The 22207-nt window shown below is 32.9% G+C and carries 17 protein-coding genes and 1 other RNA gene; 7 read left to right on the top strand and 11 right to left on the bottom strand.

Annotated features, from left to right (window positions below; all coding sequences use genetic code 11):
• Positions 1-82 precede the first annotated feature (82 nt).
• From J3U18_RS03510 to J3U18_RS03525, 4 genes are all read left to right on the top strand, one after another.
• Entirely contained in the window at positions 83-391 is a 309-nt protein-coding gene (locus J3U18_RS03510; protein WP_267352940.1) for a hypothetical protein, read from the top strand.
• 62 nt (positions 392-453) lie between these two features.
• Complete coding sequence (locus J3U18_RS03515; RefSeq protein ID WP_267352941.1) at positions 454-789, top strand: hypothetical protein; 336 nt, start codon at positions 454-456, stop codon at positions 787-789.
• 41 nt (positions 790-830) lie between these two features.
• On the top strand, positions 831-1685 hold the full coding sequence (locus J3U18_RS03520) for a hypothetical protein (RefSeq protein ID WP_267352942.1): 855 nt from the start codon (positions 831-833) through the stop codon (positions 1683-1685).
• A 43-nt stretch (positions 1686-1728) separates the two neighbouring features.
• Positions 1729-1917, top strand: a complete 189-nt coding sequence (locus J3U18_RS03525) for a hypothetical protein (protein WP_267352943.1) — start codon at positions 1729-1731, stop codon at positions 1915-1917.
• Positions 1918-2041: 124 nt separating this feature from the next.
• Here J3U18_RS03525 and J3U18_RS03530 read toward each other — a convergent pair whose 3' ends face one another.
• The 3 genes from J3U18_RS03530 to J3U18_RS03540 are packed head-to-tail and all read right to left on the bottom strand — an operon-like array spanning position 2042 to position 3513.
• Positions 2042-2668: a hypothetical protein gene (locus tag J3U18_RS03530; protein ID WP_267352944.1), complete on the bottom strand. Its 627-nt coding sequence runs from the start codon at positions 2666-2668 to the stop codon at positions 2042-2044.
• 23 nt (positions 2669-2691) lie between these two features.
• Entirely contained in the window at positions 2692-3228 is a 537-nt protein-coding gene (locus J3U18_RS03535; protein ID WP_267352945.1) for a hypothetical protein, read from the bottom strand.
• A 6-nt stretch (positions 3229-3234) separates the two neighbouring features.
• Positions 3235-3513 (bottom strand): hypothetical protein, encoded by a 279-nt coding sequence (locus J3U18_RS03540; protein ID WP_267352946.1) that lies wholly within the window; start codon positions 3511-3513, stop codon positions 3235-3237.
• 234 nt (positions 3514-3747) lie between these two features.
• On the opposite strand from J3U18_RS03540, the gene J3U18_RS03545 reads away from it, so the two are divergent.
• Positions 3748-4485, top strand: coding sequence for a carbonic anhydrase (locus J3U18_RS03545; RefSeq protein WP_267352947.1), 738 nt, complete (start codon positions 3748-3750; stop codon positions 4483-4485).
• A gap of 543 nt (positions 4486-5028) precedes the next feature.
• On the opposite strand, the gene J3U18_RS03550 is transcribed toward J3U18_RS03545, so the two are convergent.
• The 4 genes from J3U18_RS03550 to ssrA form a co-directional block, all read right to left on the bottom strand.
• Positions 5029-6246, bottom strand: a complete 1218-nt coding sequence (locus J3U18_RS03550; RefSeq protein WP_267352948.1) for a restriction endonuclease subunit S — start codon at positions 6244-6246, stop codon at positions 5029-5031.
• Positions 6239-7891 carry an HsdM family class I SAM-dependent methyltransferase gene (locus J3U18_RS03555; protein WP_267352949.1) on the bottom strand — a complete coding sequence of 551 codons (1653 nt, stop codon included), beginning with the start codon at positions 7889-7891 and terminating at the stop codon, positions 6239-6241. Before J3U18_RS03555 ends, J3U18_RS03550 begins: the two co-directional genes overlap by 8 nt.
• Positions 7885-10989, bottom strand: coding sequence for a type I restriction endonuclease subunit R (locus tag J3U18_RS03560; RefSeq protein ID WP_267352950.1), 3105 nt, complete (start codon positions 10987-10989; stop codon positions 7885-7887). The genes J3U18_RS03555 and J3U18_RS03560 overlap by 7 nt, the downstream gene beginning before the upstream one ends.
• 508 nt (positions 10990-11497) lie before the next feature.
• Positions 11498-11862, bottom strand: a transfer-messenger RNA (tmRNA) gene (gene ssrA, locus J3U18_RS03565).
• An 853-nt stretch (positions 11863-12715) separates the two neighbouring features.
• On the opposite strand from ssrA, the gene J3U18_RS03570 reads away from it, so the two are divergent.
• Positions 12716-13612: a DMT family transporter gene (locus J3U18_RS03570; protein WP_065734731.1), complete on the top strand. Its 897-nt coding sequence runs from the start codon at positions 12716-12718 to the stop codon at positions 13610-13612.
• A gap of 54 nt (positions 13613-13666) precedes the next feature.
• Here J3U18_RS03570 and J3U18_RS03575 read toward each other — a convergent pair whose 3' ends face one another.
• Positions 13667-14947 carry a virulence factor family protein gene (locus J3U18_RS03575; RefSeq protein ID WP_267352951.1) on the bottom strand — a complete coding sequence of 427 codons (1281 nt, stop codon included), beginning with the start codon at positions 14945-14947 and terminating at the stop codon, positions 13667-13669.
• A 4-nt stretch (positions 14948-14951) separates the two neighbouring features.
• Positions 14952-17552 (bottom strand): bifunctional lysylphosphatidylglycerol flippase/synthetase MprF, encoded by a 2601-nt coding sequence (gene mprF, locus J3U18_RS03580; RefSeq protein ID WP_267352952.1) that lies wholly within the window; start codon positions 17550-17552, stop codon positions 14952-14954.
• Positions 17553-17889: 337 nt separating this feature from the next.
• On the opposite strand from mprF, the gene J3U18_RS03585 reads away from it, so the two are divergent.
• A complete protein-coding gene (locus J3U18_RS03585; RefSeq protein WP_267352953.1) occupies positions 17890-18546 on the top strand; it encodes an HD domain-containing protein in 657 nt (218 codons plus the stop codon).
• A gap of 23 nt (positions 18547-18569) precedes the next feature.
• Here the strand turns inward: J3U18_RS03585 and J3U18_RS03590 are convergent, their stop codons facing one another.
• Positions 18570-19493, bottom strand: a complete 924-nt coding sequence (locus J3U18_RS03590) for an AEC family transporter (RefSeq protein ID WP_267352954.1) — start codon at positions 19491-19493, stop codon at positions 18570-18572.
• Between the two features lie 19 nt (positions 19494-19512).
• Positions 19513-22197, bottom strand: a complete 2685-nt coding sequence (glnD, locus tag J3U18_RS03595; RefSeq protein WP_267352955.1) for a bifunctional uridylyltransferase/uridylyl-removing protein GlnD — start codon at positions 22195-22197, stop codon at positions 19513-19515.
• Between the last annotated feature and the right edge of the window lie 10 nt (positions 22198-22207).

Here is a 22207-nt window from a genome sequence, read left to right on the forward strand (position 1 = left end):
AAAATTAGGAATTAATGTAGGAGAAGGGTGGGATTCATTTGAAATCGAGAAAAATAATCAAAATTTTGAACCAATAAAAAATATGTTGCATAAGGATTGGGATAATGTTGCTCAAAAGAAAGGTTATTTTTCAGAAAAAGATAGAGCATTAGCCCCGTATTTAAATATATATGCAAATAAAATGTTGGGGTATGCAAAACCAGATGACGAATCTGTTGTAGATGAATACGAATATCCATTTGATATATACCCTTATTACAAAGGTGTCTTTGAAATAATTAATACTGACAAACAATTTGGAATATTAAGAGGAAATCAAATCGGCTATTATTCTTTAGAAGATGAACCTAATTGGAGAGGAAATGAAATTGCATCGGCAAATAACATTTAAGATGCTTTTTTGTAAAACCCGAAGTTTTTGAAAAAATATTTAGACCTTTAAATATTAAATCTTTGCCAGTTATCAATTATAAAACTCAAACAAAATTAGAAAATGTTGTACAAATAATTCAACAAGGGATTAGTAAATCTCATTTAATTATTAATAAAACTCAAATCAAAGAAAAAACACATATTGTAAATTGGGATATTGATAAATATGTATTAAGCGATGATTCTTATTATCCATCTTTTGATTCTTCACCCGGTGAATTTGATTTTTTTTATACGCATGAGTATTTTGGTACAGGAGGATTAACTCAAAGAAATACAATAATTTCAAAAAAACTTTATAACATATTAAAAATTAACAATATTAAAGGTTTAAATTATTATCCTATGAAAGGATAATAGAAAAAGTTTAAAAAAATTGATACATGGATTTAATCAATATGAAAATAAAATATCGATTTTTTAAAAATTTTTCCTTAAAAGAAGTTCGTAAATTAAAAAATATAAATATTTATGTCGGTGTGGGATGTGATGCTTTTACGTTCTATGAAAATGACGAAATGAACGAGCAACTTCAATCCATATTCGGAAGCAACTATAAAAACTATGTTTCTGTTGTCAAAACAGAATTTTCAGAAAACGAAAGAATTAATGCCGATTATTTATCAATTGAGTCTAGTAAAATATTGGGATATCCTCAACCAGAAGACTTAGATGGAAATGATGAGTTGGAAAAATTTCCTTTTAATGTTTTTCCTTATTTAAAGAACGTATTTGAAATAACAAAAAGAAGTGAAAATTTTGGAATTATTAGAGGAAAGCAAATTGGAAGTATCTCATTATTAAGCGAACCTAAATGGAATAAAAAAGGTATAGGAACAATATATTGGCTTGAAGATACATTTTTTACTACACCTTCAATTTATGAAAATATATTTAAACCACTAAATATACAAAGCAAAAGTGTAATTGGGTATGGTAATCAAAAACCTCTAGTTACAGTAGTTCAATTGTTACCACAAGGAATATCCTCATCTAAATTAAATATAAATGATAATAATATAGATGAGAAAACACATATCCCAGAGTGGGAAATTACTAGGTTTCATTTAAACAATAAAGGATTTTTTCCGTCTTTTGAAAATCATCCTGGAAATTTTGATTTTTTTGTATCTCAAGAAAATTTTGGTTCCGGTCATGCCAATTATAAAGAAGTCTTTGTATCGCAAAAGCTATATCAACTTTTAAAAAATAATAATATAAAAGGACTAGATTATTACCCAATAAAGAAGTAATAAACCGAAAATTCCACCGTTAGGGAAAGTAATGGAGAAAACCGTGAAAAATTATATTGATAATACTGCAAAATATTCCAACGCAAAACTAAACGGAGCAGAACTTTCAGAAGAAATTTTCCTTCAAGTTCAAGATATGAAAGGAGTTTTCCAAAAAGTATTAGACTATGCTAAAAAGAAAAACGTGACTATTATTTTTTTGCTAGTTCAGCTTTTAAGTAAAATATTTTGAGACTTAAAAGTATAGCAATGAATAAGAACAACATTATCCAGTAAACATTCTTGTGGTCGTTTTGATGATATGTTTCTCATTTAATTCATTACATGGATTAGAAATATGTGATATCTCTTTCCTGTTATTCTTTCCAATTAAATTTTTCACCCGACTGTTTTTTTTGTAAACACTCTTCAGTAGTATATTGTTGTGGGCAGGCAAAGCAGTCTTTTGTATTTTCATTGGTAAAATTTAAATCATCAGGGATTTTTATGATGCCATTTATTGGTTTTATCTCTTGACTTAAGCAGATCAAATTTGCATTTATATTATCATAATCATCTTTTGCTATTTCAAATTTATAAGATATACGATCCCAACCAGTTTGTTTGAAAATTTCCAACTTATTATTTCTTTCTCGAATGAATAGCTCATAGGCGCTAACACCAATTCTGTTTTGTATTTCGACAATGACATAATCCAATTTATTTATCAAAGAGATTTCAAATACTTGATCATAGGTATTTAGATAATCTATAAAAAAAACTTCGGATTGCAAAATTAATTTCTGTGAAAAAACATCGAAAATATTTAAAATATAAGTATTTCCGAAATTATCTTTCATAATGGGTGACATTGTTTTAGCCGTTTCATTTATATTCTTTTTTTCATTAAAGAAACCAACTTCCGAATTTTCTTTATTTGATTGTTTATTACTACAACTACATAGCAATACAATAATAAAAAAGTAAATTATTTTATTTTTCATCACGTTATCCATCTTATTAAGTATCATATTTCATCGATACTTTTTATATCATTAATCGCCAGTAAATTATATCTAGCTCCGTTTGAATAAACCTTTAATAAAAATGCGGTATTTCGTGTTCGTATATTTGTTTTATTACAATATTTTGTAATTATTTCATGGTTAGTAACGGTTAAGTAAAGATTTGCATTATCTTGTTTAAAGTTAAATGCAGTGGGTTCTGTATTATTCTTTTTATATTGATAATAAAGAATAAATTCGAGTTTTTTAGGTAAAAAACCATCCATTTTTTCTTCATCATATATATAGTTTCCTTTCCCACAATAATCAGATAATGTTGCTTCAAATTGCACATTATCCATTTGTATAGAATCTATATTGTTAGGTATAGCATATATATTTGATAATGAGATTTTTTCACCATTTATTAGGGTGAGGGAATTACTAAGAATGAAGTTTACTTCTTCTGATTCTATATTTTTTTTAATGGCGTTAGACACATTTCCTTTGCTGCAATTAGCGATAAAGGGAACAAGTAAACAGAGAGCTATTATTTTCATTTTCTTTTAGATTTTCTTATCTGGGATACCATATATTTTTTTATATCCGGATGGTGAAAAATAAGTATTTCTTTTATTAGCCACACCTTCAACTTTATATTTTTTGCATATAAAAAACAATTTATTTTCATTGAAGGCTCCTACGTTTTTATTTCCAATAGCATTATCATGAAATAATAAATATTTTCTAGCTGAATCATTCCTCATTCTCACTATTACAATAAAATGATCGGTGGTTTCATCCGTAATAGGAGAGCTAGGGTGATTATTAACTCGGTATTTCATTTTTAATTGAATCTTTACTTCATAAATACATGTATCAAGCTAAAACTATTAAAATAAGAATATCTGCACTATCAATCACGATTAACTTATTGAAAATTAACGGGAATAATACAAGAAGTATGTTCAAGGCTTTTTATTTAGGTTTAGAGGCAAAAAAGTATATTTTATTGAGACATCTTCATAAATGAGGTATAAAATTTATACACTTAAATTTAATTCTCATTGAAGGCTAACATGAAACGTAACGTAATTATCGCAATGTTTATGGCAACAAGCTTATCTTGTTCTGCAGCTGAACATCACCCACATTGGGGGTATGAAGGGCAGGAAAAACCAGAAAACTGGGGAAAACTTTCACCGGAATATTCAACTTGTGAAAATGGTAAAAATCAATCGCCAATCAATATTGATCATGTATTAAAAACAGAACATAGCAAGCTTAAACTTACTTTTGAAGCCGGTCAGCAAAATATCATTAACAACGGTCATACTATTGAGATCGATGTTTCCGGAAATAACCAATTAGAAATAGACGATGAAATATTCACATTACAACAATTTCATTTCCATACACCGAGTGAAAACACCATTAAAGGCAAATATTTCCCAATGGCAGCACACTTTGTTTATAAAAACAAAGATAATGAATTGGCCGTAATCGCATTAATGTTTAATAAAGGTGAGGCTAATTCAGAATTAGCAAAAGCATGGCAACAAATGCCGACAGAATCAGGAAAAAGCGCCATTTTAGCAAACGCCGTTGATATTAAGGCGTTATTCCCAAAAGAATTGAATTATTACCGTTTTAGCGGATCGTTGACAACACCTCCATGTACAGAAGGGGTAAGATGGATCGTGTTACAACAACAATCCCAAGCTTCAGCAGAACAAATCGAAAAATTCCACTCGATTATGCACCATGATAATAATCGCCCAATTCAGCCATTACATGGACGGGTTGTTGTTGATTAAATAAAACTTTTTCTGCTCTAATAGATAATACGTCAATGGGCTTTACTGATATTCTGAACACCATAATTAAGTTAGTTTAGCCCTTTAAGTATTATCAGAAATTGATAAAGTATTTGCGACATCTAATTCCCTATTATTCACATAATATATAAATTCATTTCTTATTTTCTTCTTTAGATATTTCTTACGGTAAGCAATCTATATAATTTAAATTAGTTTTACTTATTTGAATGCAGGCATATGTGAAGTTTGACATTAACATATGTAGATTTAGTCATATGATTAAAAGTTTTACTCAGATAATAGAGCATTTATGAAGTGATAAAATGATTTTACGGATTTAATATTAATTAAAATTAAATTGGTGGAGCTGGCGGGAGTTGAATTTATTGAATATCACTATAATTAATAAATTTTTTTTAATTTTTAAAAATTAAAATATAACTAAACATATTACTATTTTGATTTCAACTTGAAGAACATAAAATAAGCTTAGTAAAAAATAATGAACAAGCCGTCATAAAAACGGCCTAATAGGATTAATCACTCTTTTATGGTTACTTGACCATTCATCAGCATGGGGATAAGGAAATCTCGAAGTTTAGTTAATTTTTCGGTTTCTAGACTTTTTTCAAAAATCATTTTGTTGTAATTTGAGACAATAGCCTCATATTTTTTTAAAATACTTGGAGATGGATAGGAAAGTTGTAAAGAACGTAGATCATTTTTAGTAATAGATCCGAAAGTGGTTCCTTCAGAGTTTCTTCTTTCAAATATTGTTTTAAAGTATTTCATTACATAGAATAAAAAAACATCGAAACTTTCTTTACTATTCATTGCAGCCAGACCTCTTCCTATACAACAATCGTTATTTGCGATATTCATATCGCCTACAGGAGCTCTTACACTTAATAAAATATCTCCTTTTTTAGCCAATCTAATCGGTTGATTTGTAAATTGTCTAATACTAGGAAAAAGCCAACCAAAATCAGTTGAACCTTGAAAAAAAATAACACCATCACCATTCTCATTATATGATCCCCCATTTGGTGATTGCCCCATAGTGATATTAGCAATATCTGACAATTTTTTATCCTGCCACCCCTCAGGAATTTCACGCTTAAGCACCGAATTATAGACCATCTTTCCACCAGATGACTTGTAGGGTTTACCGTTTTCATCGGGGAAATCAAACTGTACAAACCAATAGTCATATAGTGTTTTAGCCATTGACTCAAGTTCAGCGTTGATTTGATTGTTGAGCTCGATTTTTTTGTCTAAACTGCTTAATAAGCTACTAATTCTTTTTTGCTCATTAATATCAGGAACTCTTACTTTATAATCACTTAGCAGATCAAACGTTATTTGAGGGAAAGAACATATTCTATTTTCAGCTCGGGTTTGTAATACTGAAAGCATATGATCATTAGTTAAAAAATAATAAAAATACTTATTATCTACAAGTGGATTGATATTTCTTAATACCATAAGCTTAGTTGAAACGACAAAATCGTAAGTTTCATCAAAATCCACATAAGCGAACCTTTTATTTTGAGGACGTATTTCACTGAATAGTATATCGTTCTTCTTTATAGTTTTTTTGGCTTGCCCTTTTAATTGTGATAATGGTAAATAATTAATATTTATTATCTTTCCTGAATAGATATCTGAAGTGTTTAAGAACTTTAATATATCTATATCAAATTTATGTGTCTTGGAAATACTTTCTACTATTTCATCTATACGAAGATATTTACTCATATTGCACCTTTACCAACTGCTTTGTAATCTCATCTTCTAAGCGGCGAGATTCACTAAATAAGCTTTCCAAATTATCACTAAATCCTTTCATTTTTGCAGCAAACTCTTCTGGGGTAATGTCAACATAATCAATTTTGACATCAAAATATTGTCCAGCACTTAATGAGTAGTTCTTATTAGCAATCTCCTCATAGCTCACTACTACCGAAAAATCATCTTTTACTTGTTTTTGGTTAAAAGAGTCAATAATTTGTTGTTCTTCAGCTGTCGTTAAAATGGTTTTTTGATTCTTCCCATCTTTAATCTTTTCACCTAAATTGGAGGCATCAACTAGAACAACATCACTTTTATTAGCGCCATCGATAAATAAAATTGAAACGTTGGTTCCCGTTGTCGCAAAAATATTACTAGGCATTGAAACCACACCCGCTAGCATTTTATTTTCGACTAAATGCTGACGAATCGCTTTATCAATACCAGAATGGGCGGTAATAAATCCAGTGGGTACCACGACAGCCGCTTTGCCTTCTGGCTTCAGTGAAAAAATAATATGCTGCAAAAAGAGCTGATAAATTTCCATCTTACTTTTGTCTTTAGGTTTGATTTTTGGAATGCCAGCAAAAAAACGTTGTTGATTTTCATCACAATCTAACTGCTCTCTAAAATCACTAAAATCGAGTTTAAACGGTGGATTAGATACGATATAGTCAAATCGTTTTAATCGATTGACTTCTTTATGATAGGGATGTAGTAATGTATTGCCCTGAATCACATTAGAAATAGAAAGAACCAAACTATTCAAAATTAAGTTAAGGCGTAGAAGGTTAGATGATTTTTGCGAAATGTCCTGCGTATAAATAGTACAGCGATCTTCACCAATCGCATGAGCAAGATTCATTAATAATGTACCTGATCCTGCCGCTGGATCATAACAACTTATATTGGTTAAGGTATTTTGTTGCTCCTTAGGTACTAATATTGATGCCATAATACGTGCCACTGAGTGAGGTGTATAATATTCGGCATATTTACCACCACTATTGCTATTATAGTCTTTGATTAGATATTCAAAGATTGTAGCATAAAAATCATAGCCTTTTGCAAAACTACCTTCAAAACTAAATTGAAAGTTCACCAGTTTATTAATAATGGCTCGACAAAATTCATCACGCTTTGCGGGATCAGCAATAAATTGGCTGATGCGATCAAAAAGAACGACCTTGGCTTCCCCTTCCGTTTTGATTGCAAAAATATCATTATTCAATGTCGCTATATTAAGCAAGGTATCATCAACTAATTTAGCAAAGTCACCTTCATTTTGCCGCTGAAACAAAAAACGGATAAAATGAATCGGCTCCAATTTAGCAATATTCCCATCCATTTTTCGCTCTAATCGAGCGAACTCATCTGCACTCATTGCTGATATACACTTATAAAACTCTTCAGCATCTTTGACTTTAGCAAGATTTTTATCTTTCTTTTTAGCCTCAGCAATAAATTGATCATTTAAAAATTTGTATAAAAATGCTTGAGTAATGATTTTAAATTCATTGCCATCGTTGCCTAACCCATAGTTAGCACAAACGCTTTTTAAATCATCAATAAGTTTTAGGGTATTAGTTTGTAACTTAGTTTCTATTACCACGAATAGGCTCCATAATTAAATTCTTTTAAATATTCATTTACAATCAATTGATTGAGATAGTCAGATGCGTTAATGCTAAGATTGATATTTTGGCGTTCCACAAAATGTTCAATAATATTTGGCATAACCATTCGTTTAAAATAACTTTCGTTATCCAATATTTGTAAGTTACACAAAACTAGATCATCCGTATTTTGTTTAACACCTAATAGTGCTTCATAAATATTGCGTTCCGATGCTTGAGTTTGATGATTTTCTAATAGGCGTTTATGTAATCGGGTGTACTTTCGATCATCTTGATACTTTTTCCGAAGTAGTTCATTTTGGCGGTTGAGTTCTTTAATACGCTGATAAATATGATTTAATACAGGTATATTTTGTTTCATCTCTTCTTGTGTGATTTCACGTAAATTTTTCTTTTTGAACAGCCTTTCTAATTCTTCTTTGAGCGTGATAAATTTGGTATCTTCTTGGTCAAAATTGTTACTTAATGCTTCACGCGTTTTACGAAGTGTTTCTTTAAATTCATCGGCAAGTATTAGTTCTTCTTCCCCGACTTTGATAAATTCAAAAATAATATCTTCCAGAGCGATATTGATTAAGTTGAGATCATCACGGCCTTGTTCAATGCTTTCTTTATAATTTAAAGTAGTTAACCTATCGCCCGTCATTCGATAAAGATGATTGAGCTTTTCAAAATCAAGGTGAGTTAAAAAAACATGATCTTGTTGTAAACGAATAATATTATAAAGGCTTCTGGCATCCTCTAACGCTCTTTTTAAAATATTTAACGTTTTTTTATCATCAATTTGATTGATTTGATCACTAAAAATTTCTGCATTTTCACAATCAAAACGGAATAATACATCTTTGATATGCTCGATTTCTGCTGCAATTTCTTCAGACGATTTGAATAAGTGTGAATAATGCTCAATTTCATCACCCAATTCCTCTTGTAGCTCATTAAAATAAGCACGATTTGTTGCATCGAACTCTTTACGTATATCTGCAAAATCGACAACATAGCCATAACGAAAATCTTTATAAGGTCGGTTAACTCGTGTGAGAGCCTGTAGCAAGCTATGTTGGCGAATGATACGTCCAAGATAGAGCTTTTTAAGCCGTTTGGCATCAAAACCAGTAAGTAACATATTGTAAACAAATAGAAAATCAATATTCCCTGCTTTAAACTCTTCTACTGATTTTTTGCGCTCTTCTTTGGTCCCGACATCATGTAAAATTAATGCAGCAGACTTTACCTGACTATTTTGCCATTTTTTATTGGCATAATGACTGTTTGGCTCAGCCGCTTTTACACTAGAATAAACATTTTCGTTGGCAGCTACACTTAGTATTTGTCTTAATTTACCTGCATATTTTTCATTGAAAAGTGTAAACATCTGTCTTGCTTGCTCAGCGCTATCACAAATTACCATACCACCAATTGATGAGTCATTATATGCATGACGGCTGGTTTCAAAGTCAGTAATAATATAATCAAGCATGGGCTCAACAAAATGAGGGTTTGCATACACTAAAGATCGGTTAATTTCACCTTGCTGAACTTCAATTTCATCAATCGCTTTTTGTAGTGAACGTTTATAACGTGTTGCAATGTCTTCACGAATTAAACGTAATGTATAACCATCAGAAATAGAAGCGTTATAGTAGTACTTATGGATATAATTACCAAATAAACGACGCGAATTATTAATACCTAATAACGGTGTTCCAGTTAAACCAATATGAATGGCATTTCGATCAGATTCATGTAAATTGACTATAAATTTACCTGTAGGCTTATAGCTTCGATGCACTTCATCAAGAAAATAAATACGTTGAATTTCAAGGTTGTAATCATTATTTGACACAACATCCGCATCATCTTTAAATTTCTGAATGTTGACTACAGTAATTTCAGATCGTCCACTATGATTATGAATCGCTTTTTGGTTTTTAATTTCTTGGCTAAATTGCTCTCGAGAGTTAATAGTATGGACAACTAATCCTCGATTAGTAAATTCTCGCTGAGCTTGTTCCAATAAATCAATTCGATCTACAATGAAATAGAATTTAGGAATAACTTGCTTGCATTGAAAATAATCGGTCAAAAAGCCGACATTATAATAAGCTAATGCGGTTTTCCCGCTACCCTGAGTATGCCAAACAATACCTGTTTTATTATTATTATTAAGACTCTGTTCAATTGCTTTTGTGGCAAACAGTTGCGGGTAACGCATGATGTGTTTTTGTAATCCATTGCGCTCTGCGACATAAGCTAAAGCATATCGTAGAATGAAAGCTAAACGCTGGCGACTTACTAATGAGGTACAAATTCGATTAGTTGGTCGATTGGGGTCTTTATTAATATCAAATTCCGAACTGGCACGAATAACTTCCAAATTGTTGTCTTTTAAAATGGTCAGCTCTTGTTCTTCTTTTAGTGGCTTAAGTAACGTCGAAAAGTTTAAATTCTCTTCTTCTCGGAAGTAGTTAAAGCTCAGTTTATGATAAGATGGACTAGCATAGAATGCGCCATCAATTGGCTGCAATGCATCTTCATCATATTCCATATTATTAGAAAAAATCATGAACTGAGTGATGTTAACAAAACGCCTAAATTTTTTATTCTGAAAACGCCTGTTGATGCGAAGATATTCATCTTGCATTCCCTTTCGATTGTTCGGTTTTTTTACTTCAATAAAAATAAGCGGTAAACCATTAATCAATAAGGTAATATCGGGCCGAAACTCTTCATCTTCGTTTTGATAAGTCAACTCTGTCACAACATGAAAGCTATTATTATTAAAATTTTCAAAATCAATCAGTTTGATACCAGAACGATTAATTAGCATTTCATAAAAAGCTTTACCAAGGTCTTCATTATCAAGGCTCAAACTAATATCTTGCAACAGACGATTAATATCATCCTGACTTAGATCTGGATTAATTCGAGACATGGCCTCATGAAATTGAACTGGAAATATATTGGTAGTCTTATCCCATTGCTGATTTTTAAGTGATAGATATTGATAGCCCAAACGGACTAAATGCAGAATAACAGGAATCTTTACACGAGTATCTTCATTAAATTTCATTATTTTTACCGATGTTGGTCGCTATAAAAGGAGAGCTTTAGCAGTAATTATAACAAAATTTGGTAAATAGAAAAATTCAATCTAATATAAGAGAGTTGATCATTGATAAAAAATTGATAACAGACATAACGGATTGTCATAATTAAATCATCTGAAATAAAAAGTCCTAACTTTATGATTGAAAAATACTGTCAAACGTATTGGTTGTGATAGTAATTGTTTAAAATAGGCCTTCCCCATCATGCAGGGTGATTTCTTTATCAATGGTAGGTTTCTTCTGGATCTCGGTATTGCTTATGGGGCTTAGTTACTCTTCCTATCAGAACACCCTCTATAGATTGCAAGTAAATTATTACACGAAATTATGTAACATAGAATTCTATTCTAAAATGTACCAATTTGGGTTAATTTTACTTGGATTAATTTGGATAAGTTGGAAACGGAAAAATATTAATTAACAACTCTTCAATTAATTGAGATGTTTAATGGATTGCTATGGAAAAATAAGTGGTGGAGCTGGCGGGAGTTGAACCCGCGTCCGAAATCTCTACATCCTCGGTACTACATGCGTAGTTTGTCTTTAAATTTCGCCTACCTGCTGCGGACAAACACGCTACCGATAGACTAGCTTGATTAAGTTTAATGCTTCCGCCCCAAGCAAGGCTTCCACACGATCTCGTTTGGGTTTGACTCCTCTTTATCCCCGTCCTACGAGCGGAGGCTAGGGAGAGAAGGCTCTATGCAGGTTATTAAGCTGCTAGTGCGTAGTTTTCGTCGTTTGCGACTATTTTTTTGCGGTTTATTTACGAGGCCAACCGCACCTCGGCATGCACCTTGGGTTTCGCAAATCCCGTCGAATCCAGAATCAGCCCCAATTGTGATTTGTTATTAAGTAACAATATCGGGGCATTATAGGTGAAATCAAGGGGGAATACAAGTTAGCCAAAATTTGGACAAATCCAGTTTTCAATTGGTTTTACGTCTTTTAATTGCGGAAATAATGTTTTCTACCACACATTTTTTGATTATATTAAAATTATAGTCTGCACAGCGTTAAGTTTAGGCGATACTAACCCAGTACACGTTAAATTTGTTTAGCTAATTTTATGAAAAATTTCAATTTTAGCTATATCTTATCAGGATAATTATTATTCTTTTGAATAAAACCATCGTCTAATGTTGTTAGAAGCTCTTAGAAACAGCCTGTTACATTTGATAACGTTGAGATTTGATTATTTTTATTATGACAAATTAATTATCATTTTTGTTTAATGGCGAAAAATCTATATTTTTTTAAATAATTTAAAAAATAAAAATCATATAAATTAATTGGTTATAATTAATTTTAATAAAAATAAGAAATTTTTTGAAATTATTTGGAACTTTTTATGATTTAGTCTGTCTATATATTCAGATTACGTTAATTCATTTTTTGCCTTCCACTCAATTTTTGAGTGGATTTTTTTTATCTACTGCTTTTACTAATTCAATTGCACGCTTTTCTAATATTCAAATAATCTGCATAAATAATTGATGTATGGAAACATATTGAAAAAAGATTAGCAGCAAGTTAATCTAGCCGATCTTAAATTTCAATTAAAATAGTGATATTTTTATCATGACCAAGCCTTTTTCCTATATTTTTATTTTTTGTATGTCCAATCTGACAACCAAATGATAGGGAAATGATTAACATATAAATAGTAGATGGAGAGTAAGAACTTAAATGTTATTTTCATTGAGGACAAGAGGGCATCTGATTGCTTTGATGACAGTGTTTCTTTGGGGAACCACTTTCATTGCCACTAAAGTATTGTTAATCGATTTTAAACCTATTGAAATCTTATTTTACCGGTTTGGGTTGGGTTATTTAACGCTTTGGATTTTAGCGCCCCGGATCTTTGCTTGGCAAGGTTTAAAGCAAGAGTTGATGTTTTTGTGTGCTGGGTTTTGTGGTGTAACCTGTTATTTTTTATGTGAGAATATTGCCTTAACTTATACCACCGCCTCAAACGTAGGTGTGATTACCACATTAGCACCCGTGTTTACCGCACTTTTATCAATCTTCTTTTTAAAAACTGAACGGCCAGCTAAGCGATTTTATATCGGGTGTTTGTTTGCAATCTTCGGCGTTGGATTAATAAGTTTGAATGGTAAATTTGTACTGTCACTTAATCCATTGGGTGATCTGCTTGCGGTAGGTGCCTGCTTGTTTTGGGCATGTTATTCAATTTTGACTAAAAAATGCAGTCATTATGGATACAATACGATTTTATTAACACGACGCTTCTTTTTTTATGGTTTAGTGATGATGTTACCAGCGTTGTATCTGTTTGATTTCAAATGGGGACTGGAGCGCTTCACGCACACGGCTAATCTTTTTAATATTCTATTCTTAGGCGTTGGGGCTTCGGCTATCTGTTTTGCTTCCTGGAATTATGCGGTGAAATTAGTTGGTGCAGTAAAAATTAGTATCTATCTGTATTTAGTTCCAATTTTAACCATTATTGCTGCAGTCGTTATTTTAAATGAGCCTTTTACTTGGATCGCGGCTATCGGTACGTTATCAACCCTCATTGGGGTATTGTTATCAGAAGGAAAAATCAGAATCAGCAAGCATTGATCTTATAAATCAATTGAATCACTAAAAGGGGCTATTGCCCCTTTTTTGCTTATTTTAAGGTGTTATGCGTTTATCGATCGCTTCCATAATGATTTGACCGAGATGCGTATAGTTTTCATCAAAATGGTGACCACCAGGTAATTTATAAGCCTCTCCTTTCATCTCTGGCTGTAGACAACCGGTATCTTCTTTTTCTTCTTCGCCATAGATGCAAAATAATTTATTTGCTGGAATCTGCATAACTTCCGGCGCGGTTTTCATTTCATCGCCAGATTGACCAAGCCAGCCACTTACTTCTATTTCGAAATTAGCGTCTTTTGAAAAGGCAATCATAATTAATGCTTGTACACTTTCTTGATCGTCTTTGGATAATCGATTGTATAGTGCAGGTAAGATATCACCACCAAATGAATAACCAGCTAAAATAAATTTATTAACGCCCCATTTATCCCGATATTCTTGCATTAAATGAGTAAGATCTTTAGCACTACGTTCAACGGAACGATGTTGCCAAAATAGTTTTAGTGCATCGACACCAACGACAGAATAACCATGAGAAGCCATATACTCTGCCGAAACCTTGTCTAAATCTCGCCAACCGCCATCACCTGAATAATAAAAAGTAACACTATTGGGATGCGATTGTTTACCTTTAGCGGGTAATTCTATTACTGGTAATGGTTCATGCTCACTAAATAAAATAGATGGTAAATGTAAACTTAACAGTTCAATTGGTGATGCTTGATATTCGCCAATTTTGGTGGTTACTTTAATCTGCTTTTGTTGTCGAGGAAAAATGGCAACTTGTTCATCTGGTGGATTATTCCAAATTACTTGCCATTCTCCATGGTTAGCCTGAGCGGGTAAAGGTGCATCACAATCTTTATGATCTAATGTAAATTCAATCGATAAAGCTTTGGCATCATCATTTTGTTGGGTTAACCACCGATAAGCAAAGGCGGCACCTTCTTGCATACCAGCAACAACAAACTTATCTTCATTTAAGACTTTTTGTGCTTGCTCAAAACGAGTTTGCTGTTTTTCACAACTTCCTTGCGGTTCTAATTCAAACTGTACTAATTTAGCGCCTGTTGATTCAGATAAACTTAATAATTGATCAGCCGTAAAATGATTATCTTTAGTGGCAACAATTATAGCAGCAGCCTCAGCTGATTGTTTTGGGGTAGCCGATAAAATAGAAAAGTTTTGATTAATGGCTATGGTATTTACAGAAGCGGTTCGTTGGTTTTTATAAAAATACCAACCTACGACTATGCAAACAGCAATGAATACTAAAATCATAAAGAATAAAATATAACGTATGATATTTTTCATCTCATTAGTTCTTATTGTGAGTTAATTTCGTTTTACCGCCAGAAATTAACATAGTGGTGTCAATCAAGGCGACCAAAGGATCAAGTCCATTGGGAACCGCCATATAACGTGGTTCCCAATGAGTAGCAAATTTTTCTTTAAAGCGACGTAAACCTTGGAAGTTATAAAAACGTCCACCACGTCGAAAAACTAACGCCCCTAAGCGTTGGATCATTGGCGCACCACGTCGCCTTTGCATACCCGCAAGCGGGACCATCCCTAAACTAAAGTACTGATAGCCTTTTTCCTGATAATGTAGAATCAATCCTACCATCAAAAATTCCATAGTGGATTTAGGAATATCTTGTAAAACTCGCATTAAATCAATGGTTGCACTGTAGTTTTGATTGGTTTCAAGTAAATTCACAAAAGCAATAATTTTGCCTTGGTATTCAATAACTGCAATGGTGAAATTATCTAAATAAGATTTCGAAAAAGCGCCTAACGAAAATTTCTTTTCTTTTGAGTGTTTGTTTTTTAACCATGCATCCGAGACTATTTTTAGCTCATCAAGCGGTGCAGTACCTGGTGGATAAAATTTTAAACTAAGTCCATCACGTTGCCCGCGATTCCAAGTATATCGAAGATCTTTATAACCTTTTGATGTTAAATCAAATTCATTTAAATTAACTAACGCTTCTTCACCAAGTTTGACCACTCTAAGCCCTATATCCATATAGAATGGTAAATTGTTTGCTCTAACTTGGTAAAAAACTGGGCGTAAATGGTGTTGATCACAAAGATCCCTAAATTCCCATATTAAATCTGCGCGCGCACTATCATTACCAATCGGATCATAAAGCGCAACCATACTTCTTCCTCGCCTTGCATACATGATAAAAGCGGTTTTTGATTGATTGAAAAGTAATGATTTATCACCACTCATCACTAATCCGCCTTCAGGTTGCTTCGAGTTGAGGATGATTTGATGGGCTTCGCTCAATTCTTCTTTAGTGGGAATGGTTAAGATGGGTAATGCCGGTTTGAAAGACCAAAATAACATCACACCACTTAATAATATAAAACTCCCTAATGCTGCACGCAAGGCTCGAGGAACACGGCTATCTAATTCAAATTGCCACCATAAATTGTGACTATAAAGAATATCTTGATAAATAAATAAAATTAGCCAAACAAATAGGATAAGTAAGCCAAATGTGATCACAAAGGATTTTAACGAAAAGGGCAAAATACTTAGTCGGCTTTTACGATAAAAGGCGTGTCTAAAATAGAACAATGATATTGCTATCGATAATAAAGTAAAGGCTTCAATCCAATGTAAACCTCTTAATAATGAGCAGATACTACCTAATATCAACAAGATAACGGACAATCCCCAAGCAGAATAAAGTCGGCGACGTAATCCCATCGCTAGTAATAAACATAAAACACCAATTAAGCTGGCAGTTAAATGGGCAAAATTGACGATTTTGCTAGGAATGAAGGTACTGACAAAATGGTGATTGAATCCAGGGATGACACTTGAAAACATCATCACTACGCCAGCAAAGAATACCGAGGTGGCCATAATTGTTGCAGCAATGCCAGTATCGGTTTCTTTTACTTGTGGAACAGAAAGAAAGTTTTTACCTTCATTAATTAACAGCAAAATTCCTGCGGGAATGAGTGGTAATATAATATAAATTAATCGATAAATAACTAAAGCAATAGTTAATGATGCGGCACCAATTTGAGATGAAAAAGCGGCTAATATAATTGCTTCAAATATACCAACACCACCCGGAACATGACTAAGCACCCCTGCTACTAAAGCAAGAATATAAATCATGATAAAAACAATAAAATTTGGCTTATTTGGTAATAAGAAATAGAGGATCGCACCAGCTAAAATAGCATCTAGTAAGGTAATTAAAAATTGACTACTAGCTAAACGCCAGTTAGGTAAACGGATTTTCCAATGAAAAAATTGGTATAAACGCGTATCTTTATTAGGTTTTTCAGACAATCGATGAGCATGTAAAAATAATAATACACCGGCATAAATGATAAATACTGCACTACATATTAACTCGATACTGATTACTGAAGTATGTAGTGCTATCGTGGTCTTTTCAATATGAATTAGTGCCGCGATTGATGCTAGTAAAGGTAAGGTAAAGCCTAATGAAAGAGTAACAAAAATTGACATCCTTGCTACATCTATAGTGGTTAATCCATATTTGAAATAGAGCCGACAACGAATGGCGCCACCTGATAATGCTGATAATCCGACAGCATTACCAATCGCCGAAGCACAAATACCGCCGACCGCAATTGTTGATAATTTTAGCTCAACGCCTGCATAACGTGCAGCTGACCATTCATAGCAGATAAGCATAATATAACTAGCTATTGCTGATAAAAACGAAAGTAAAATTGCATGGTAAGGGAGTTGATGTAGAGCTGACCTTAAATCATTAATATTGATGGTTTTTAATAAATGCCAACACACTACCAGTGCAATACAAAAAATAGATAGTCCAAATAATAGAGCGATGAATTGACGATATCGAGTGAAGCATTCTATAAGTTGCCATGGCAAAACTTTACGTGTTGATATTTTCACTTAATCAACTCCAGTTAGTTGCACTGATTATGAATTTTGATTAGCGCATTCTACCTCTCGGAATTAGTGAAAACAATCGAAAGAAATTAAAAAAAATATAAAAAAAACATTAAATACTAGGCATTTTTTAGTAAATGAAGCCAAACAGTCATTAATTATGATACCAATTTAGGATTAATGATTTTTTTTAATTGATTTTATTTGTTTTTTATAATTAATTTCTTTGTCAAAATTATTAATTAAAAGGATAAATAGCGGTTGAGTTTTAACTGCGGTAATATAAACAATATTCAGGTTTTAATAAAATCTTACACTAAATTTTAATAAGCATAATAAAATGACTATATCACCCCAAACCACTCTTAATAACGTTAAAATGTATGTAAAGCAAAAGCTCTCCCATGATTTTTCTGGTCATGATATGGCGCATATTGAGCGAGTGGTTAGATTAGCCCAAAAAATTCTTAACCACCAGCCACAAGCAAATGCTTTTATTGTGTTGATGAGTGCTTATTTACATGATGTTATTGATGAAAAAGTTACGGAAGATGTTGATAGTGCCATAATTGAATTAAAAGAGTATTTACGCAGTTTGAAATTAACATCAGCCGAAATTAGCGCTATTTTCGATATTATTGAAAATATGTCCTATCGAAAAAATCTTTCACAAAAAGCCACATTATCGCTCGAAGGGCAAATTGTTCAAGACGCGGATCGCCTTGATGCAATTGGAGCTATTGGCATTGGGCGCACTTTTTATTATGGTGGTAATAAACACAATATCATGCATGATCCCAATGTCCCACCTCGAATTAAACTTGATGAAAACAATTATAAACAGACCAATACAGTAATTAATCACTTCTATGAAAAATTATTTTTACTTAAAGATATGATGAATACTGACACCGCTAAACAAATGGCCGAACAGCGCCATGAAATATTGGTTAAATTTGTCAATCAATTTGAACAAGAATGGCTTGGCATCGATTGATTTTATCCATCTATTATTTTTATTTAGATAGGTATTGGCGCACCAATTATTGAAAGAACAATAGGTAATGTAATTAAACTTAACAAAGTACTCACCAAGGTTGCACTAGATACCAGTTCAGGATGAGTATCAAATTGTACTGACATTAAGGTCGTATTGGCTGCACTTGGCATTGCGGCTAAAACGATAAGAATTTGTTTATACATGGGTGACAGAGGCATAAAATAAACCATCGCAAAAGCCACTATTGGTGATATAACCATTCTTGCAGTTAAAGCAAATGAGAGCTTTGGGTAATCAAGTTGGGTAATTTTTATTTTAGCCAGCTGCATTCCGAGAATAATCATAATGATGACAATAGATGAGTCACCGATCATTCCAATTGAAGTCATAATAGATTTTGAAAGTGGAATGTGACAAAGCTGGAAAATAATTCCGGCAAAAGCACCATAGGCAACTGGCATTCTAATCACTTTTTTTATTACATCTTTTTGACTCACAATATCACTATGTGCACTGCCTTTAGCCGCATAATAAATACCAACGGTGCTCATAACAAATTGTTGTAACACCATCATAATGACACCTAAATCGAATCCAAGCGATCCAAAAAACACCAGTAATACTGGGGTGCCATAATTACCATTGTTCATAAAGCATGAACTTAAAATCAACGCACAACGCTCTTTTACCGAATAGCGCATAGCAATTGACCACATGCTGACAATAAATACCAAAGAAAAGCAGAGTCCAAAGATATAGGCAATATAGATAAAATAGTCACTGGTTAAGGTATGTGTGTAAAACGTTTTAAAAGCCAAAAAAGGTGAAAGCACATACAGCGACATTTTGGAAAGATTGGCGACATCAAACTTCAGAACTTTTTGAGCAATAAATCCTACAATAAAAATAGAAAAAATAGGAAATAAAATAATAAAAAATTGCATTGTGTTAACTTTTCGATAATTAGTTTATTGAATCTATAGCCAATACTATCGATTCGCGTAGTTTTTGACAGGTGTTATCATCAAGGGCTTTATTGTGTTTATCTGTTAGAATAAACAGATCTTCAATATGCTCACCAATTGTCGCTATTTTAGCACTACTCAACGATAAGTCTAACTTTGCAAAGACTTCACCAACACAAGCAAGTAATCCCGGTTTATCAAGTGCGATTAATTCCATATAAGTATCGTTAATTGAAGAGACAAAGTTAACTTGAGTCGGAACAGAAAATGATCGTAATCTTTGTTTAGTCGGCTTAATCGTCACACCTTTATAAACTGATTGATGAAGAACTTTATTTAAAGTTTGAATGATATCCTGGTGACGATTTTCAGGCACCACTTGCCCATTAGGTTCAAGTACAATAAAAGTATCAAGCGCAAATCCATTTTTATTGGTAATAATTAAAGCATCATGAATACTTAAATTTAGCATACTTAAAGCATTACATGCCGCTGCAAATAGGAAAGGTCTATCTGATGAGTAGATAATTATTTCCGTACCACCATGATAAGGATTTGGATTAATTGAAACGAGTGTTTGATTCAATTCATGGTTCAAAAGAAGCTGTACATGCCAAGCAATCTGTTCAGCGGTATATCGCAAAAAGTAGTCAACACGATAGCTTTGCCAAAAATGTTTAATGGATTGTTCATCGTAATTTTGTGCAAGCAATTGAGCTAATGCTTGCTGTTTATGTTGACGTGCAATACTGCGTTGTTCTGGTATTTGATGAATGCCAGAATCAAGCGAGCGCTTAGCTGTTAGATAAAGCTCACGCATTAAGCTCTGTTTCCAGCTATTCCACAAGGTTTCATTGGTTGCACAAACATCGGCAACCGTTAAACAAAGCAAATACTGTAATCGTCGTTTGCTTTTAACCAGTTGAACAAATTCACGAATAACTTCCGGATCTTGCAGATCACGGTTTTGGGCTGTTACTGACATCAATAAATGATAACGAACTAACCAGACAATCAAATCAGTATCTTTCGCATCTAATTCATGTAATTGACAGAAAGATTCCACTAATTTTGCGCCAATTTCCGAATGATCGCCATGCCGTCCTTTGCCAATATCATGAAATAATCCGGTAATAATAAGCAATTCCGGTTTTGATAATTTAGCCAATGCCATTGAACTATTTGGATGTTTTTGTTTGCCATCTTCTGAACGTAAAAGATCCAGTTCTAACAATAAACGGATAGTATGTTCATCTACGGTATAAGCATGAAATAAATCAAACTGCATCATTCCTGAAATCTGTTGCCAACCGGGAATATAAACCGCCAGAATGCCATATTGATGCATGGGTAAAATGGCTTTTTTGATCGCATCAGGATGTTTGATGATCTTCATGAACAACGTTCTTGCCTCTGGCTTTTCACATAATAAATACGTGAGTTTTCGCCTTGCAGAACGGAGTTGTCTAATGGTATTAGAGTAAAGTCCGGTAATTTGAGGATTGAGTAAAAGCGTATAGAACAGCTTAAGAATCGTTACCGGATCATCAGTAAAAACACTATTATGTTTAACATCAATAAGGTTATCTCTACTTTGGAAATGCTCATCGATATCATAAGTTTTATATTGTGAGTAACTTTTCAATATTGATTCATCAAATAACTGTAAAAGCATTTGATTGAGTTCAGTAATATTATGTGCTACCCGATAATAATCATGCATCATGTTTTCAACCGGGGCATTTCCTTCTCCACTATAACCTAACATTTTAGCGATGCTTAACTGGCGATCGAATAGTAGGCGGTTGTCATAGCGGTTAATAACACAATGCAGGGCAAAACGCATCCGCCATAAAAATTTGCGACAGGCTTTGAATTCTTCGACTTCCTCGGGTGTGAGATAATCAAAATGTCCAATTTTTTGCAAAAACTCTCCCCCAAAATGGCGAATAGCTAACCATTGGATAATTTGCATATCACGCAAGCCACCAGGACTATTTTTTAAATCGGGCTCTAAATTATAGGTAGTGCTATGATATTGCTGATGTCTTTCTTGTTGTTCCTTGATTTTTGCGCGATAAAACGCTGGCGAAGGCCAAATTTTATCGCTAAAAATCTGTGTTTGGAGTTCCTTAAGTAATGACTCACTTCCTGCAATCAATCTTGATTCAATTAAGTTTGTCATAATTGTGATATCATTTTTAGCTTCTTGCAGACAGGTCTTTAATGTCCTGACGCTGTGACCAATATCCAGATGAAGATCCCAAAGTAAACGAACTAGATCACCTATCTGTTTTTCAAGCTCTTTGGTGAGTGAGTTATCACTTAGTATCAAAATATCGATATCAGACAAAGGATGCAGTTCACAACGGCCATAACCACCAACAGCAATAAGTGCAATCCGATTTTTTTTAAATAGCGATGAAATTTGTTCTGGAATTTGATAGTAATGCCATAAACGTTCAAGTAGCTGATCGATAAATTGACTACGCAGATGTACTAAATCATCAATATCCGCATTGTTTTCGAATTGAGTAATAGACCATTGTTGAAACGCATTGAGTTGCTGTTTTATATAAGGAACTGTGATTTGGTTATCACTAAAATTAAGCGGAGAGACAGAATAAAACAAATGCGCATTAGCCATAGTCATCATATCAAATTGAGATAATTCAATTGTCATATCGTCTCCC

Source organism: Gilliamella sp. B3482 (assembly GCF_026536805.1).
In the GTDB taxonomy this organism is placed as follows: Bacteria; Pseudomonadota; Gammaproteobacteria; order Enterobacterales; family Orbaceae; genus Gilliamella; species Gilliamella apicola_E.

Excerpts from the sequence above, each read along its gene's own strand:
- J3U18_RS03510 (WP_267352940.1), top strand. The coding sequence starts at position 83 with ATGTTGCATAAGGATTGGGATAATGTTGCTCAAAAGAAAGGTTATTTT.
- J3U18_RS03520 (WP_267352942.1), top strand. The coding sequence starts at position 831 with ATGAAAATAAAATATCGATTTTTTAAAAATTTTTCCTTAAAAGAAGTT.
- J3U18_RS03530 (WP_267352944.1), bottom strand. The coding sequence starts at position 2,668 with ATGAAAAATAAAATAATTTACTTTTTTATTATTGTATTGCTATGTAGT.
- J3U18_RS03535 (WP_267352945.1), bottom strand. The coding sequence starts at position 3,228 with ATGAAAATAATAGCTCTCTGTTTACTTGTTCCCTTTATCGCTAATTGC.
- J3U18_RS03540 (WP_267352946.1), bottom strand. The coding sequence starts at position 3,513 with ATGAAATACCGAGTTAATAATCACCCTAGCTCTCCTATTACGGATGAA.
- J3U18_RS03545 (WP_267352947.1), top strand. The coding sequence starts at position 3,748 with ATGAAACGTAACGTAATTATCGCAATGTTTATGGCAACAAGCTTATCT.
- J3U18_RS03550 (WP_267352948.1), bottom strand. The coding sequence starts at position 6,246 with ATGAGTAAATATCTTCGTATAGATGAAATAGTAGAAAGTATTTCCAAG.
- J3U18_RS03560 (WP_267352950.1), bottom strand. The coding sequence starts at position 10,989 with ATGAAATTTAATGAAGATACTCGTGTAAAGATTCCTGTTATTCTGCAT.
- J3U18_RS03570 (WP_065734731.1), top strand. The coding sequence starts at position 12,716 with ATGTTATTTTCATTGAGGACAAGAGGGCATCTGATTGCTTTGATGACA.
- J3U18_RS03575 (WP_267352951.1), bottom strand. The coding sequence starts at position 14,947 with ATGAAAAATATCATACGTTATATTTTATTCTTTATGATTTTAGTATTC.
- J3U18_RS03585 (WP_267352953.1), top strand. The coding sequence starts at position 17,890 with ATGACTATATCACCCCAAACCACTCTTAATAACGTTAAAATGTATGTA.
- J3U18_RS03590 (WP_267352954.1), bottom strand. The coding sequence starts at position 19,493 with ATGCAATTTTTTATTATTTTATTTCCTATTTTTTCTATTTTTATTGTA.
- glnD (WP_267352955.1), bottom strand. The coding sequence starts at position 22,197 with ATGACAATTGAATTATCTCAATTTGATATGATGACTATGGCTAATGCG.